This window comes from Streptomyces sp. NPDC001787 (assembly GCF_040297465.1).
GTDB lineage: Bacteria > Actinomycetota > Actinomycetes > Streptomycetales > Streptomycetaceae > Streptomyces.
In genome coordinates, this window is the sequence record NZ_JBEOZE010000011.1 from 214496 (window position 1) to 230220 (window position 15725).

At 72.0% G+C, this 15725-nt stretch carries 14 protein-coding genes; 13 read left to right on the forward strand and 1 reads right to left on the reverse strand.

From position 1 onward, the window contains the following. Window positions 1–9 precede the first annotated feature (9 nt). From ABT170_RS18150 to ABT170_RS18170, 5 genes are all read left to right on the forward strand, one after another. A complete protein-coding gene (locus ABT170_RS18150; protein WP_329946264.1) occupies window positions 10–933 on the forward strand; it encodes an ABC transporter permease in 924 nt (307 codons plus the stop codon). After that, window positions 926–1903 (forward strand): ABC transporter permease, encoded by a 978-nt coding sequence (locus ABT170_RS18155; RefSeq protein WP_329946263.1) that lies wholly within the window; start codon window positions 926–928, stop codon window positions 1901–1903. The genes ABT170_RS18150 and ABT170_RS18155 overlap by 8 nt, the downstream gene beginning before the upstream one ends. Window positions 1904–1916: 13 nt before the next feature. Beyond that, entirely contained in the window at window positions 1917–2894 is a 978-nt protein-coding gene (locus ABT170_RS18160) for an ABC transporter ATP-binding protein (RefSeq protein ID WP_329946262.1), read from the forward strand. Then, window positions 2884–4170 (forward strand): ABC transporter ATP-binding protein, encoded by a 1287-nt coding sequence (locus tag ABT170_RS18165; protein WP_351868434.1) that lies wholly within the window; start codon window positions 2884–2886, stop codon window positions 4168–4170. The genes ABT170_RS18160 and ABT170_RS18165 overlap by 11 nt, the downstream gene beginning before the upstream one ends. Window positions 4171–4528: 358 nt before the next feature. Beyond that, window positions 4529–5686: a hypothetical protein gene (locus ABT170_RS18170; RefSeq protein ID WP_329946260.1), complete on the forward strand. Its 1158-nt coding sequence runs from the start codon at window positions 4529–4531 to the stop codon at window positions 5684–5686. Between the two features lie 91 nt (window positions 5687–5777). Here the strand turns inward: ABT170_RS18170 and ABT170_RS18175 are convergent, their stop codons facing one another. Continuing rightward, window positions 5778–7895 carry a S9 family peptidase gene (locus ABT170_RS18175; RefSeq protein ID WP_351868437.1) on the reverse strand — a complete coding sequence of 706 codons (2118 nt, stop codon included), beginning with the start codon at window positions 7893–7895 and terminating at the stop codon, window positions 5778–5780. Between the two features lie 165 nt (window positions 7896–8060). Here ABT170_RS18175 and ABT170_RS18180 point away from each other — a divergent pair, with 165 nt between their 5' ends. The 8 genes from ABT170_RS18180 (at window position 8061) to ABT170_RS18215 (ending at window position 15693) form a co-directional block, all read left to right on the forward strand. Then, the gene (locus ABT170_RS18180) at window positions 8061–8255 is read left to right on the forward strand and encodes a hypothetical protein (RefSeq protein ID WP_003966517.1); all 195 of its coding nucleotides are present in this window, start codon (window positions 8061–8063) and stop codon (window positions 8253–8255) included. Window positions 8256–8383: 128 nt separating this feature from the next. Beyond that, window positions 8384–9379, forward strand: coding sequence for an N-acetyl-1-D-myo-inositol-2-amino-2-deoxy-alpha-D-glucopyranoside deacetylase (gene mshB, locus ABT170_RS18185; RefSeq protein ID WP_351868441.1), 996 nt, complete (start codon window positions 8384–8386; stop codon window positions 9377–9379). Further along, window positions 9376–9840: a DUF6113 family protein gene (locus ABT170_RS18190; protein ID WP_329946257.1), complete on the forward strand. Its 465-nt coding sequence runs from the start codon at window positions 9376–9378 to the stop codon at window positions 9838–9840. The genes mshB and ABT170_RS18190 overlap by 4 nt, the downstream gene beginning before the upstream one ends. Window positions 9841–10015: 175 nt before the next feature. Then, window positions 10016–12022, forward strand: coding sequence for a hypothetical protein (locus tag ABT170_RS18195; protein ID WP_329946256.1), 2007 nt, complete (start codon window positions 10016–10018; stop codon window positions 12020–12022). 179 nt (window positions 12023–12201) lie between these two features. Then, window positions 12202–13134 carry an ABC transporter ATP-binding protein gene (locus tag ABT170_RS18200; RefSeq protein WP_351868446.1) on the forward strand — a complete coding sequence of 311 codons (933 nt, stop codon included), beginning with the start codon at window positions 12202–12204 and terminating at the stop codon, window positions 13132–13134. Beyond that, complete coding sequence (locus ABT170_RS18205) at window positions 13131–13886, forward strand: ABC transporter permease (RefSeq protein WP_351868448.1); 756 nt, start codon at window positions 13131–13133, stop codon at window positions 13884–13886. The genes ABT170_RS18200 and ABT170_RS18205 overlap by 4 nt, the downstream gene beginning before the upstream one ends. A gap of 14 nt (window positions 13887–13900) precedes the next feature. Further along, the gene (locus tag ABT170_RS18210; RefSeq protein ID WP_351868479.1) at window positions 13901–15085 is read left to right on the forward strand and encodes a sensor histidine kinase; all 1185 of its coding nucleotides are present in this window, start codon (window positions 13901–13903) and stop codon (window positions 15083–15085) included. After that, window positions 15082–15693, forward strand: a complete 612-nt coding sequence (locus ABT170_RS18215; protein WP_329946252.1) for a response regulator — start codon at window positions 15082–15084, stop codon at window positions 15691–15693. The genes ABT170_RS18210 and ABT170_RS18215 overlap by 4 nt, the downstream gene beginning before the upstream one ends. Window positions 15694–15725: the final 32 nt, after the last annotated feature.

Consider the following 15725-nt stretch of genomic DNA (forward strand, 5'->3'; position numbering starts at 1 on the left):
GAGCCCCTCATGGGACGTTATGTGATCCGGCGGCTGCTGCAGATGATCCCCGTCTTCTTCGGCACCACGCTGTTGATCTTCCTCATGGTGAACGTGATGGGCGACCCCATCGCGGGCCTCTGCGGCGACCGCCAGTGCGACCCGGCCACCGCTGCGCAACTGGAGGCGGAGTTCGGCCTCGACAAGCCGGTCTGGCAGCAATACCTGACCTATATGGGCAACGTCTTCACCGGCGACTTCGGCACCGCGTTCAACGGGCAGCCGGTCACCGAGCTGATGGCCACCGCCTTCCCCATCACCATCCGGCTCACCATCATCGCGATCGTCTTCGAGATCGTCATCGGCATCAGCCTCGGCGTCGTCACCGGCCTGCGCCGGGGCCGCCCCATCGACACCACCGTGCTGATCCTCACCCTCGTCGTCATCTCCGTCCCGACCTTCGTCACCGGCCTGCTGCTCCAGCTCCTCCTCGGCGTCGAATGGGGCATCATCAAGCCCTCCGTGTCACCCGAGGCCCCCGTCAACGAACTGCTCATCCCCGGACTCGTGCTCGCCTCGGTCTCGCTGGCCTACGTCACCCGGCTCACCCGGACCTCGATCGCGGAGAACGCCCGCGCCGACTACGTACGCACCGCCGTGGCCAAGGGGCTGCCCCGGCGCCGCGTGGTCGTCCGGCACCTGCTGCGCAACTCGCTGATCCCCGTCGTCACCTTCATCGGCACGGACGTGGGCGCCCTGATGGGCGGGGCGATCGTCACCGAGCGGATCTTCAACATCCACGGCGTCGGCTATCAGCTCTACCAGGGCATCCTGCGCCAGAACTCCCAGACCGTCGTCGGGTTCGTCACCGTCCTGGTCCTCGTCTTCCTGGCGGCCAACCTGATCGTCGACCTCCTGTACGCCGTACTCGACCCGAGGATCCGCTATGCCTGAGCCGCTGTCATCGGACGGAGCGATCTCCCCGGCGGGAGCCGGCGGCGCGATGGATCTCGCCCTGGAGGAGGGGGTGACCCTGGAGAAGACACCGGGCGGACCCGAGGGAACGGGCCCGTCCGGCAAACCGCACAGCCTGTGGTCCGACGCCTGGCGGGACCTCCGCCGCAACCCCGTCTTCATCATCTCCGGGCTGGTCATCCTCTTCCTGGTCATCATCTCCATCTGGCCGTCGCTGATCGCGAGCGGCGATCCGCTCCAGGCCAACCTGGACGACGCCCAGAAGGGCTCCGAACCGGGCCACCCCTTCGGCTTCGACCCGCAGGGCCGCGACGTCTACACCCGGGTCGTCTACGGCACCCGGACCTCGGTGACCGTCGGCGTCTGCGCCACCCTCGGCGTCGCGATCCTCGGCAGCGTGCTCGGTGGCCTGGCCGGCTTCTTCGGCGGCTTCTGGGACGCGATCCTCTCCCGGATCACCGACGTCTTCTTCGGCATCCCGGTGGTCCTCGGCGGCCTCGTCTTCCTCTCCGTCGTCACCAGCTCCACCGTCTGGCCCGTCGTCGGCTTCATCGTCCTGCTGGGCTGGCCCCAGATCGCCCGTATCGCCCGCGGCTCGGTGATCACCGCGAAACAGAACGACTACGTCCAGGCCGCCCGCGCGCTGGGCGCCTCCAACTCCCGGATGATGCTGCGCCACATCACCCCCAACGCCATCGCCCCGGTCATCGTCGTCGCGACGATCGCGCTCGGTACGTACATCTCGCTGGAGGCGACCCTCTCGTACCTGGGGGTCGGTCTGAAGGACCCCGCCGTGTCCTGGGGCATCGACATCTCCGCCGCCTCCAACTACATCCGCAACGCCCCGCACATGCTGCTCTGGCCCGCCGGAGCGCTGGCGGTGACCGTGCTCGCGTTCATCATGCTCGGCGACGCGGTGCGCGACGCCCTCGACCCCAAGCTGCGCTGAGGAGCCCGTTGCCATGCTGCTGGAAGTGCGCGATCTGCACGTGGAGTTCCACACCCGCGACGGCGTGGCCAAGGCCGTCAACGGGGTCAACTACTCGGTCTCCGAGGGGGAGACGCTCGCCGTCCTGGGCGAGTCCGGCTCCGGGAAGTCGGTCACCGCCCAGGCGATCATGGGCATCCTCGACATGCCGCCCGGGAGGATCGGCGGCGGCGAGATCCTCTTCAAGGACCGCGATCTGCTGAAGCTCAAGCCGGAGGAGCGCCGCAAGGTCCGCGGCCAGGAGATGGCGATGATCTTCCAGGACGCGCTGTCATCGCTGAACCCGGTCCTGACGGTGGGCGAGCAGCTCGGCGAGATGTTCGTCGTGCACCGGGGGATGTCCCGGAAGGACGCCCGCGCCAAGGCCATCGAGCTGATGGACCGGGTCCGTATCCCGGCCGCCAAGGAGCGGGTCGGGAACTATCCGCACCAGTTCTCCGGCGGTATGCGCCAGCGCATCATGATCGCCATGGCGCTGGCCCTGGAACCCTCCCTGATCATCGCCGACGAGCCCACCACCGCGCTCGATGTGACGGTGCAGGCCCAGGTCATGGATCTGCTCGCCGAGCTCCAGCGCGAGCTGAACATGGGCCTGATCCTGATCACCCACGACCTCGGCGTGGTCGCCGACGTCGCGGACAAGATCGCCGTGATGTACGCGGGCCGGATCGTCGAGACCTCCCCGGTCCACGAGATCTACCGGGCCCCCGCCCACCCTTACACCAAGGGCCTGCTCCGGTCCATCCCGCGGCTGGACCAGAAGGGCCGGGAGCTGTACGCGATCAAGGGCCTGCCGCCCAACCTGCTGCACATCCCGCCCGGCTGCGCCTTCAACCCCCGCTGCCCGATGGCCCAGGCGGTGTGCCGCACCGACGAGCCGCCGCTGTACGACGTGGCCGAGGACCGTCAGAGCGCCTGCCACTTCTGGAAGGAGACGCTCGATGCACGCTGACCACTCCGGCGGACGCAAGCAAGCACGCGAGGAGGGCGAGGTGGCCGCCACTTTGCTGTCCAAGGCCCGGGAGCGGACGGCGTACGCGAACGGCGACCCGATCCTGGAGGTCCGCGACCTCGTCAAGCACTACCCGCTGACCCAGGGCATCCTGATCAAGAAGCAGATCGGGGCCGTCAAGGCCGTCGACGGGGTCAGCTTCGATCTCGCGGGCGGCGAGACCCTGGGCATCGTGGGGGAGTCCGGCTGCGGCAAGTCGACCGTGGCCCGGATGCTGGTCCATCTGGAACGGCCGACGGCGGGCGCGATCCGCTACAAGGGCGAGGACATCACCAAGCTGTCCGGCCGGGCGCTGAAGGCCGTGCGCCGCAACATCCAGATGGTGTTCCAGGACCCGTACACCTCGCTGAACCCGCGGATGACGGTCGGCGACATCATCGGGGAGCCGTACGAGATCCACCCCGAGGTCGCCCCCAAGGGCAGCCGGCGCCAGAAGGTCCAGGACCTGCTGGACGTCGTCGGGCTCAACCCGGAGTACATCAACCGCTATCCGCACCAGTTCTCGGGCGGTCAGCGCCAGCGCATCGGCATCGCCCGCGGCCTCGCGCTCAACCCCGAGATCATCGTGGCCGACGAGCCGGTCTCCGCGCTCGACGTCTCCGTCCAGGCACAGGTGGTCAACCTGCTGGACCGGCTCCAGACGGAGTTCAACCTCAGCTTCGTGTTCATCGCGCACGACCTGTCGATCGTCCGGCACATCTCCGACCGGGTCGGGGTGATGTATCTGGGCCGGATCGTCGAGATCGGCACCGACGCGGAGATCTACGACCACCCCACGCACCCGTACACCCAGGCGCTGCTGTCGGCCGTCCCGGTGCCGGACCCGATGGCCCGCGAGTACCGCGAGCGGATCATCCTGCACGGCGACGTGCCCTCGCCCGCGCACCCGCCGTCCGGCTGCCGCTTCCGCACCCGGTGCTGGAAGGCCCAGGAGCGGTGCGAGCTGGAGGTGCCGCTGCTGGCGGTCCCGGCGGTGTTCCGGCTGGTGGACAGTCCGGCGAAGCACGATTCGGCGTGCCACTTCGCGGAGGAGAAGCGGGTGGTGCCGCCGGAGGGGCAGCTGGATACCCAGGGCGGGACTCAGGACGGGACCCCGGGCGGGACTCAGGACGGGACCCCGGGCCCGGATGTGGAGGCACCCGGCACGGCGCTCAGGAAGGGCCGGCCGCCGCAGGACGGGGACCCTTCCGAGCCGGAGCCGGAAAACGGACCGTGACCCCGCTCGTCAATGCCGGAAACGGTCCGCGGATTACGGGGAGCCGCCGGACGGATATCTCGCGGCCGGAATCCGGGCGGAATCCGGCCGGAATCCCGAACGGTTCCGAACCGGAATGCGGAGCCGGGCGGCAAACGGCGATGAACACGCACCAAATGCGTTAACACAGAGGCAACTCGACTGTCGCCGCACCGATATACGAACGCCCCACGATGAACAGCGTACGGCCGTGCGGGTGCCGTGAACCGGCCGGAGTGTCGTCATGTCGCCCCGGCCGGTTGCCCGTTCCCGTACCCCTGAACGCGATTCCCTCCGGATCCCCTTGTTCATCTCCACGGGGCAGTGGAGTATCGCCGGTGTGACGTTGACACGGGGAGCAAGAATCACCGGCGCTGTGCTGTGCGCGGTGCTCGCGCTGATCGCGGCGGGCTGGATAGTGCGCGACCTCAGGGCCCTCGGCGGACCGGCCGAGCTGTGGGAGTACTGGGCCGGCTATATGGACTCCCGGCCGAAGGGAGTGCCCGCGACCTCGCAGGACGGCGCCGTGCTGCTCGTGGTCTACGCGCTGGCCGCCGTCGCCGCGCTGCGGTCCTCCGTCGCCGCCTCGGTGCTGGTCGCCACCGGGGTGGTCACCCTGGTCGTGCGGCTCCCCGGCATCTGGATCATCGGCGCCTCCTGGATGGACGGTTCCTACGCGGACGAGCTGCGCACCCGCGCGATGATCGGCACCTTCGTGGCCCTGGCGGCGGCGCTCGCGCTGATCGTCACCGGTGCGGCGGGCCGCCGTCCCGCGGACGAGACCGGCGGGGAGCGGCCCACCCGTCCCGGCCGGGGCGCCTCGGCCCTCGCCTTCCTGGTGCTGGGAGCCATGGGGGCGGTCTACCTCGCGTGGGAGGTCCGGCAGGCGTTCACCCTGCCGTCCTCGGTCTACCCCGACTGGTACACCGGAGGGGAACGGATCCGGGTGGCGCTGACCGACGCGCCGCCCGGCTGGAGCAGCGTGTCCGTCGCCCTGCTCTGTCTGGTCGCCGCCTTCAGCGCCCTCGTCCACGCGGTCCACACCCGGCCGTTGGGCCTGATCGCCGGCGGGTTCGTGCTCTCCTCGGGCGCCCTGGGCGTCGCCCGCACGGTCCACCACGACATGCTGGACGACTTCGCCGACATGGGGACCGAGCTCCAGCTGAACATGCTGACCATGTTCTTCTCGGTCCTCGCCGGGGCGGTGACACTGATCGCCCTGGCCCGCGGGGGCGTCGAGCAGGTCCCCGGCGGGAACCAGGGCTACGGCCCCGGCGGCTGGGGCCAGGGCTGGGGCCCCGGCGCCGCGCCCGGTCAGGGAGCCGGACCGGGGTACGGACCGGGATACGCGCCGCCGGCCGGGCAGGGGCCGGGATACGGCTACCCGCCCGTCCCCGGCCACCCGCAGGGCGGACCTTCCGCCGCACCGGGCACCCCGCCCGCCGGTCCGCCCGGCTACGGCCCGCCGCCGCCCTCCTCCCCGCCGCCCGGCTGGTGACGGGGCCTCCGGGAGGCCCGAGGGCGCCCGGAGGCCCGGGGGAGGCCCTGCGGCGGCCCCAAGGAGGCCCGGCCGGGCTCCCGGGCGGGCCTCAGAGGCCCAGGGACCGCTTGAGGAAGTCCACCTGGAGCAGCAGCAGGTTCTCCGCCACCTGTTCCTGCGGGGTCATGTGCGTCACCCCGCTCAGCGGCAGCACCTCGTGCGGACGGCCCGCGGCGAGCAGCGCCGAGGACAGCCGCAGGGCGTGGGCGACCACCACGTTGTCGTCCGCCAGACCGTGCACGATCATCATCGGCCGCATCTCGTCGGCGGGTTCGGACAGCCCGTCGTCCGTCATCAGGGCGTTGCGCGCGTACACCTCGGGCTGCTCGGCGGGGTCGCCGAGATAGCGCTCGGTGTAGTGGGTGTCGTACAGCCGCCAGTCGGTGACCGGAGCGCCCACCACCGCCGCGTGGAAGACGTCCGGGCGCCGCAGCACCGCGAGCCCCGCGAGATAGCCGCCGAAGGACCAGCCGCGGATCGCGACGCGGGACAGATCCAGCGGAAAGCGCCCGGCGAGCGCGTGCAGTGCCTCGATCTGGTCGTCGAGCGTGAGCACGAAGTCGTCCCGGACCGCCTTCTCCCAGCCCGGCGAACGGCCCGGTGCGCCCCGGCCGTCCGCGACGACCACCGCGAACCCCTGGTCGGCGAACCACTGGGACGTCAGATGCGCGTTGTGCGCGGCGACCACCCGGCGGCCGTGCGGCCCCCCGTACGGATCCATCAGAACCGGAAGCGGACCGTCCGACTCCTGATAACCCGTGGGAAGCAGCACGGCGCACGGAATCCGCCGTGCGCCCCCCTCGGTGAGTGTCACCCGGGCGGACAGCACCGGTTCCTGGGCAAAGTTCGCGACCCGGGCGATCCGCTTGCCGTCCCGCAGCACCTCCACGGTGGCCCCCGGCCGCTCCGGCGACGCCGAGACCAGCACGGTCAGCGCACCGGACCGGACCGCCGAATGCACCCCTTCGCCTTCGGAGATCCGCTCGACGCCCAGCTCGTTGACCCGGTACACATGGCTCTGCCCGGTTTCCGGGACGGCCGCCTCCTCGCCCGCCGTCGCCGACACCAGGACGTCCGACTCACCGATGTCCAGCACCGCCTGGATGTGCAACTGGGCCCCCGTCAGCGGCCGGTCGCCCACCGCGAGCACCCGTGCGCCGCCCTCGTCGGCGATCCGTACGAGCCGCCCGTCCGGTGCCCACGCGGGCACTCCGGGGAAAAGATCAAGCCACACCGGGTCCTCGTCGACGTGCACGGTCCGCGTCGCACCGCTCTCGGTGTCCACCGCCAGATAGCGCTGGCCGCGCTGGTCCCGGGCCTGCACCAGCAGCAGCGGGGCGCCCGCCGACGACCAGTGCACCTGGGCGAGATACGGGTACTGCGCCCGGTCCCAGACCACCTCGGTGCGGGCCCCGTCCAGGTCCGTCAGGAAGAGCCGCACATCGGCGTTGGGCGTCCCCGCGGCCGGGTACGCGACCTCGGCGGGCCTGCTGTCCGGATGCGCCGGATCGGCGATCCACCAACGCTGGACGGGGCTGTCGTCGGCGCGGGCCACCAGGAGCCGGTCCGACTCCGGCGACCACCAGAAGCCCCGGAAGCGGTGCATCTCCTCGGCCGCGACGAACTCCGCCAGGCCGTAGGTGACGTTCGGGGCCTCCGGTTCGGCGACCGCCCGGTCGTCCTCGCCCGCCGCGCTCACGACGCGCAGCGCACCCTTCGTCACATAGGCGATGTGCCGTCCGTCGGGGGAGGGCCGCGGGTCGATCACCGGACCCGGCACCGGCAGCGCCCGTGCCGTCCCGGCCCGCAATTCGGCCACGTACACCTTTCCGGAGAGGGCGAACGCCGCCAACTCGGCGGCGCTGTCGACCGCGTAGCCGACGATGCCCGCCGAACCCTCCCGGGTCCGCTCACGGCGGGCCCGCTCCTGGGGCGACAGCTTCTCCGCCGAACCGCCCAGCAGGGCTTCGGGGTCGGCGGCCAGGCGCTCCTCGCCGGTCGCCGGGTCCAGTACCCAGAGCCGGTTGGTCCGGTCGGTGCCCGAGGACGAGCGGAGGAAAATCACCCGCGTCTCATCCGGTGAGACGGTGAACGCGCGCGGTGCGCCGAGAGTGAACCGCTGGGTCCGTGCGTGCTGGCGGGGGAAGGACAGCTTCTGCGAGGTCATGGCTCCGAACTTAGCCCCGGGGAACGGTTCGTGCGCCCCTCGTGCTGCTGTGCCCCGATCAATGCCTTGGCACGGATAGTTATGATCCGTAGCGCTCGGTGGGTATGAACCTGCTGGCTCCACGTGTGCTGCCCGTCCCGACCGTACTGATGGAGGTGAACCGCCGTGGCGCTCTCGATTTCGGCGGTAGTGCTGCTGGCGATCATCGTCTTCCTGCTGATCCGGAAATCCGGACTGAAGGGCGGACACGCGGTGGTCTGCATGCTGCTGGGGTTCTACATCGCGAGTTCGTCCATCGCGCCGACCATCTCCGATCTGACGAGCAACGTGGCGGGGATGATCGGCAGCATCAAGTTCTGACCGTGCGCGCCCGTCTTCTGACCGTGTGCGCTCGGCTTCTGCCCGCGCACCGGTCGATGCCGGGTATCTGAGCCCCAGCCCCGGACGCCGGGCCCCGGACCCGGGGCCGGGCTCGTAGGGTGGTCCTCATGAAGGACCTTCCCGCGCGCCGGCTGCTCCTGGTGCACGCGCACCCCGACGACGAGTCGATCAACAACGGCGCCACCATGGCCAGGTACGCGGCCGAGGGCGCCCACGTCACGCTGGTGACGTGCACCCTGGGCGAGGAGGGCGAGATCATCCCGCCCGCGCTCGCCCACCTCGCCGCCGACCGGGACGACACACTCGGGGCCCACCGCATCGGTGAACTCACCGCCGCGATGCGGGAGCTCGGCGTGTCCGACCACCGCTTCCTCGGCGGCCCGGGACGGTTCCGCGACTCCGGCATGATGGGCGCCGCGCAGAACCACCGGTCCGGCGCGTTCTGGGACACCGCCGTCGACGACGCCGCCGCCCCGCTCGTCGAGGTGATCCGGGAGGTCCGCCCCCAGGTCCTCGTCACCTACGACCCCGACGGCGGCTACGGGCACCCCGACCACATCCAGGCGCACCGGGTCGCGACGCGCGCCGCGGAGCTCGCCGCCGACCCGGCGTACGGCACCGGCCCCGGAACCGCCGCACCCCACGCGATCGCGAAGATCTACTGGAACCGGGTGCCCCGGCCGGTGGCCGAGGCGGGCTTCGAGCGGCTGAGGGCCATGGCCCCGGACGCCTTCGCGGGCATCGCCGCCGTCGACGACGTACCGGGTGTGGTCGAGGACGCGCGGATCACCGCGGAGATCGACGGCTCGGCGTACGCGGAGGCGAAGACGGCCGCCCTGCGCGCCCATGCCACCCAGATCGCGCTCCAGGGCCCCTTCTTCGCCCTCTCCAACGACCTCGGGCAGCCCGTCTTCACGACGGAGTACTACGAGCTGGTGCACGGGGTTCCGGGGGCCGGGGCGGAGGCCCGGGAGACGGACCTCTTCGCGGGTCTGCCGGACGCGGAGCACGGATCCCCGGACCCGGAGCACGGACCGTCGGGCACGGCGCACGGGCCGGAAGGCGTGCCGGACACGGCACCGGCACCGGGAGCGCGGGCATGAGCAACGGCAAGGACAAGGCGCGGGCCCAGGCACGTTCGCCGCGCACCGACGCACCGCCCAGGAGCCCGCGGCCCACCGGTCTCGCCGCGCCGCTGAACCCCTCCCGGATCGCCGCCTACGCCGGGCTCGCGGTGCTGGGGGCGCTGGTCGCGCTGGCCGGATCGTTCGTCCAGGCGGCCTGGTTCCCCGGCGGACTGCTGCTCGCCCTGGCCGCGTCCGCGGGAGTCTTCTACGGCGGCCGGACGCTGTTCGGGACCCAGCTCGGCGCGCTGGCACCGGGCGCGGGCTGGCTCGTCGCGGTGATCGTCCTGCTGGGCGGACGGCCCGAGGGCGACTACGTCTTCGGGGACGAACTCGGCCTGACGCTCTTCCTGCTCGGCGGGACGGCCGTCGCTGTGATCTGCGCCACTACCTCCAGGCTGCCCCGATCGGTCACCGACACGGGCCGGTCCGGTACGTGATGTGCGATGTCCGATCCCGGAATGACATTCACGGGTGTGATGCGGGGGTGGAGGTTTCCCCCGGTCGCGAAGTGTCCCTCGGCGGCGGCCAGTATGGTGGTGCGCGCGCCGAGCCGTCCCCTGGCCTGCGGCATGGGGGAAGTACGGGCGGCGGAGCCAATCGGGAGAACCTGCTTTGAGTCGTGAAACTGACAGTTCGTCCTCCGGGCCCCAGGGGCGCGGAGGAGCCGCGTACCCGTCGGGTACGCCGCCGTACGGATCCCGCCAGTATCCGTCGCAGGACGGTCCGGGCGAGACCCCGGACCCTGCGGACCCGCCCCGGCCCGAGGAACCCAGGACCGAGACGACGCTGACGACGCGTATCCGGATCAACATCCCCGGTTCGCGCCCCATCCCGCCGGTCGTGATGCGTACGCCGATGGGCGAGGGCGACACCTCCGGCGCCCGCCCCGAGTCCGAGCGCACGGGCGGCACCGTGCGTCCCGGCACGCTCCCGCCCGGGTTCGCGCCCGCGGCGTCCGGCGGCCCGGACACGGAGGCGCGGGACGGCGCCGCCGAGCCGCCCGCCGCCAGGCCGGGCAAGGAGAAGAGCGGCAGCGACTGGTTCGCCCCGCGCAAGACCCCGACGACCACCTCGGTGGCCGGCCCCGCCACCCCCTCCGGCGGCGGTGACACCGGCGCCGCCGGAGCCGGTACGGGGGCCGGGGGCGCCACCCCGCCCCGTGCCGACCTGCCGTACTTCTCGGACGGCCCGCAGTCCGGCGCCAGCGCCCTGGACGCGTTCGGCGACCGGGCTCCCGGCGGCGGCCCCAGGGCCACCCCGGACCTCGGGGTGCGTACCCCGGGCCCGTCCGGTCCCACCACGGGCCCGGCCACCGGCAGTTCGTTCCTGACCCCCGACCTCGGGGGGGCCCACGGCATCGGCGGCCCGGCGGGCCCCGGTCCGATGGTGCCCGGTGCCCCCGGCGGCGTACCGCCGCGGATGTCGGACGACACCGCGATACTGACCCCGCAGGCCCCGGCCCCCGAGCCCGGACCCGGCGGCCATGTCTCCGGTGACACGCTCACCAGCGGCATCCCCGTCGTGCCCAGCGAGCCCCGCTCGTCGTTCCCGAGCAGGCCCGCCGGAGCCGACGGCACGGGACCGGGCCCGATGGGCAGTGGACCCGCCGGTGCGTCCGTCCCGGCGCCCGGACCCGCCGCCCGCCCGGCCCCGAAGGCCGCGCCCGCCAAGAAGGGCCGCTCCAAGCTGGTCCTGCTCGGTGCGGGTGCCGTCGTGCTGCTCGGTGTCGCGTACGGCGCGGGGCTCGTGATGAACCACTCCGAGGTTCCCAAGGGCACCACGGTGCTCGGCGTCGACATCGGCGGCGGCACGAAGGAGGAGGCGGTCGGCAAGCTCGAAGCCGCCCTCGGCAAGCGTGCCCAGGCTCCCCTCCAGCTGTCCGTGGACGGCAAGAAGGAGACGCTGGTCCCGGAGAAGGCCGGTCTCACCCTGGACAGCCAGGCGACCGTGCGTGCCGCCGCGGGCAGCGACTACAACCCGGTGTCGGTGATCGGTTCCCTGTTCGGCGGCGAGCGTCCCGCCGACCCGGTGATCCCGGTCGACGAGGAGAAGCTCGGGGTCGCGCTGACCGACCTGGCGGGCGTCTCCGGCTCCGTGACCGAGGGCACGATCAAGTTCGAGCCGGACAAGGCGGTCGCCGTACCGGGCAAGGCGGGCAAGGCGCTGGACGTCGGCCAGTCCCTGATCTCCGTACGGGACGCCTACCGGGCCCAGGTGCAGACCGGGAAGGCGGGCGTCGTCGAACTGCCCGTCGCCACGCACGAACCCACCATCACCCAGGCCGAACTGGACCGGGCGATGAAGGAGTTCGCCGAGCCCGCGATGTCCGGTCTGATCCTCATCAAGGCCGGTCCCAAGGAGATCCTGTTCGGCCCGACGAGGTCCCTGCCGAAGATCCTGTCCATGAAGGCGGTCGACGGCCGGCTCGTCGACCACTACGACAAGCAGGCCATCGACACCCTGTGCGACGGAGTCTTCGACGGTGTCATGGCGGTCAAGGGCGACGGCAAGAAGCACCAGGTCAGCGCGGACGACGTGGCCCAGGCCATGAAGACCGCACTGGCGGGGAAGACCGCGGCCGAGCGCACCGTCACGATCGATCTGACGGGCCAGGGCTGACCGCCCGCCGCCCGTAAGCACCCGCGTACGCACTCGCGCACCCGCCCCGCCCCCGGCCGGAACCCTCCGGCCGGGGGCGGCGTCGTACGCCCCGTCGCCGGCCCGGCATGACATCTGTCATCCCGCATCCACGACAGCCGGCCCTGCCGCCCGCGCCCCCCGACGGCGAGCCTGGGCACATGACACCAACAGCCGCCGCGCGCACCGCCGGAGCCGTCCCCGTACGGTTCGACCGCGTCAGCAAGGCCTACGGGGAGGTGACCGCCGTCGACGGGCTCACACTGGACCTGCACCCCGGCGAGACCGTGGCGCTCCTCGGCCCCAACGGCGCCGGCAAGTCCTCCACCCTCGATCTGCTCCTCGGACTGCGCACGCCCGACTCCGGTACGGTCCGGCTCTTCGGCACCGGTCCCCAGGAGGCGATCGCCGCGGGACGGGTCGGCGCGATGCTCCAGAGCGGCGGCCTGATGGAGGACGTCACCGTCGGGGAACTGGTCCGCCTCGTCTGCGGGCTGCATCCCGAGCCGTATCCGGTGGACGAGGTGCTCGCCAGGGCCGGGGTCGCACGGATCGCCGGACGGATGGTCAACAAGCTCTCCGGCGGCCAGGAACAGCGCGTACGGTTCGCGCTCGCCACCGCCGGGCACAGCGATCTGATCGTCCTCGACGAGCCGACCACCGGCATGGACGTCATCGCCCGCCAGGCCTTCTGGGCCACCATGCGCGAGCGGGCGGGCCAGGGCCGTACCGTCCTGTTCGCCACCCACTACCTCGAAGAGGCCGACGCGATCGCGGACCGTGTCCTCGTCCTGCACAAGGGCCGCCTCCTCGCCGACGGCAGCGCGGCCGAGATCAAGGCCCGGGCCGGGGCCCGCCGGATCTCCTTCGAGCTGGAGGACGGGGCGGACCCGGCGGCCCTGCGCTCGCTGCCCGCGCTCGCCGCCCTGGACATCACCGGCGACCGGGTCCGTATCCGGTCGCACGACGCCGACGCGACCGTGCACGCGGTGTACGGCCTCGGGCTCCACCCCCGCAACCTCGAAGTCACCGGGCTCGGCCTGGAACAGGCCTTCGTCGCCCTCACCGGGGCCGAGGAGGCCGAAGCCGCATGACCGGTTCCTTCCCGGGTGCCCTCATCGGGCTCGAAGTGACCCGCACCCTGCGCAACAAGAAGTTCATGTTCTTCTCGGTGATCCATCCGTCGGTGATCTACCTGCTGGTCTCCGGCACCCGGAACACCACCGGCACCGTGCCCGGCTCGGACCTGACGACGCAGGCCTTCTTCATGGTCTCGATGGCCTCCTTCGGCGCGCTGACCGCCGTGCTCATGGGGAACAGCGAACGCATCGCCAAGGAGCGCGAGCGGGGCTGGGTGCGCCAGCTGCGGCTGACGGCCCTGCCCGGCATCGGCTATGTCCTGGCCAAGACCGCCGGTGCCGCGATCGTCTCGCTGCCCTGCGTCGTGGTGGTGTTCGTCGTCGCCGCGTCCGTCAGACACGTCACCCTCGACGCCTGGCAGTGGTTCGCCCTGACCGGTCTCATCTGGGCCGGGTCGCTGGTCTTCGCCGCGCTGGGGGTCGCCATCGGCTATCTCGCCGGCGGTGACGCGGTCCGCCCGATCACGATGATCCTCTACTTCGGGCTCTCGATCCTCGGCGGGCTGTGGATGCCGACCGCCACCTTCCCGCAGTGGCTCCAGAATATCTCCGTATGGCTGCCCACCCATGCGTACGCTGCTGTCGGCCGGTCCGTCGGGACGGGCGGCGCGCCGGAGGCCAGGGACATCGCGATCCTCTGCGGCTACTTCCTGCTCTTCGCGGGCGGCGCGGCCCGGCTCTACCGGAAGGACACCCTGAAGGCGTGAGTGGCGTGAGCAGTGTGAGCGGTGCGGGGGAGAGCGGCGTGGAAGAGGCGTACGCGGGGCCGGGCCGCCCGCCCCAGGACCGCCGGCAGTTCTTCGTCAAGCTGCTGTGGATCGGCATCTGGCTCGCCTTCATGGGCGCGCCCGTCACCGACGTGGTCAAGGGCGACCACACCGCGTGGGCCCGCGCGCTCGGCGCGCTCGGTCTGGTCGTCTTCGTCGCCGCCTACCTGGTCCTGGTCTTCCGGCACACCTCCAAGGCGCTCGCCCGCACCAAGGTCCTCGCGACGATCGCGTTCCTCGGTGCCCTGGCGGTGACCCTCTCGCTGACGCTCGGCACGCCCTGGCTGGTGCTGTTCGTGTACGTCGCGGTCTCCGCGGGCGCCACGCTCCCGATGCGGCTCGCCGCCCGGCTGATCCCGCTCACAACGGGGGTGCTGGTGCTCATCGGCCTGACCGGCGACCATCCGCGCGAGGTCATCACGGCTCTCGTCTTCCCCGCGCTGCTGGGCGGGTTCGCCATGACCGGCGTACGGCAGATGATCCGTACGACGATCGAGCTGCGCGAGGCCCGTGCGACGGTCGCCCAGCTCGCCGCCAACGAGGAACGGCTGCGCCTGGCCCGTGATCTGCACGACCTGCTGGGCCACTCGCTCTCCCTCATCACGCTCAAGAGCGAGCTGGCCGGCCGGATGCTGCCGGACCATCCGGACCGGGCCGCCGCCCAGATCGCGGACATCGAACAGGTCAGCCGCCAGGCCCTGGTGGACGTGCGCGACGCGGTGACGGGCTACCGCCGCCCCACGCTCCCCGGCGAACTGGCCGGAGCCCGTACGGCGCTGGCCGCCGCCGGAATCGCCGCCGCCGTCCCGGCACAGGCCCCCGAGGACGTACCCGGGCAGCAGGAGGAGGTGCTCGCGTGGGGGCTGCGGGAGGCCGTCACCAATGTTGTGCGCCACAGCGGCGCCCGCCACTGCACGGTCACCCTCACCCCGCGCCAGACCCTCGCCGGGCCGCTCCTCGAACTGTGCGTGGCCGACGACGGCCGGGGCCCGTCGGGTACGAGGGCGGGCAACGGCCTCAGCGGCATCGCCGAACGGCTCGCCGCGGTCGACGGCACCCTGTCCACGGATCCGGCCCCGGGCGGCAAGGGGTTCGCCCTGACGCTGCGGGTCCCGGTCGCACTAGGATCCGCGGAATGAGCATGATCAGGCTTCTCCTCGCCGAGGACCAGTCCATGGTCCGCGAGGCCCTCGCGGCCCTGCTCGGCCTGGAACCCGACATCGAGGTGGCCGCCCAGGTCGCCCGCGGTGACGAGGTCCTGGCCGCCGCCCGTGAACACCGCGTCGATGTCGCGCTCCTGGACATCGAGATGCCCGGGATGACCGGGATCGAGGCCGCCGCCGAACTGCACCGCGAACTGCCCGGGGTCAGGATCGTGGTCGTCACCACCTTCGGCCGCCCCGGCTATCTGCGCCGGGCGATGGAGGCGGGCGCCGACGCCTTCCTGGTCAAGGACGCTCCGGCGGCCCAACTCGCCGAAGCCGTCCGCAAGGTGCTGGCCGGGGAGCGGGTCATCGACCCGGCCCTCGCCGCCGCCGCGCTCGCCGACGGGGCGAGCCCGCTGACCGACCGCGAGCGTGATGTGCTGCGCGCGGCGGCCGACGGCTCCACCAACGCGGAGATCGCGAGCGCGCTGCACCTCTCGCAGGGGACCGTGCGCAACTACCTCTCCACGGCCATCCAGAAGATGGTGGCCCGCAACCGGGCGGAGGCCGTCCGGATCGCCCGCGAGAAGGGCTGGCTGTAGCGGGCCGGCGGGCGACGGGCCGGGCGGGCGAC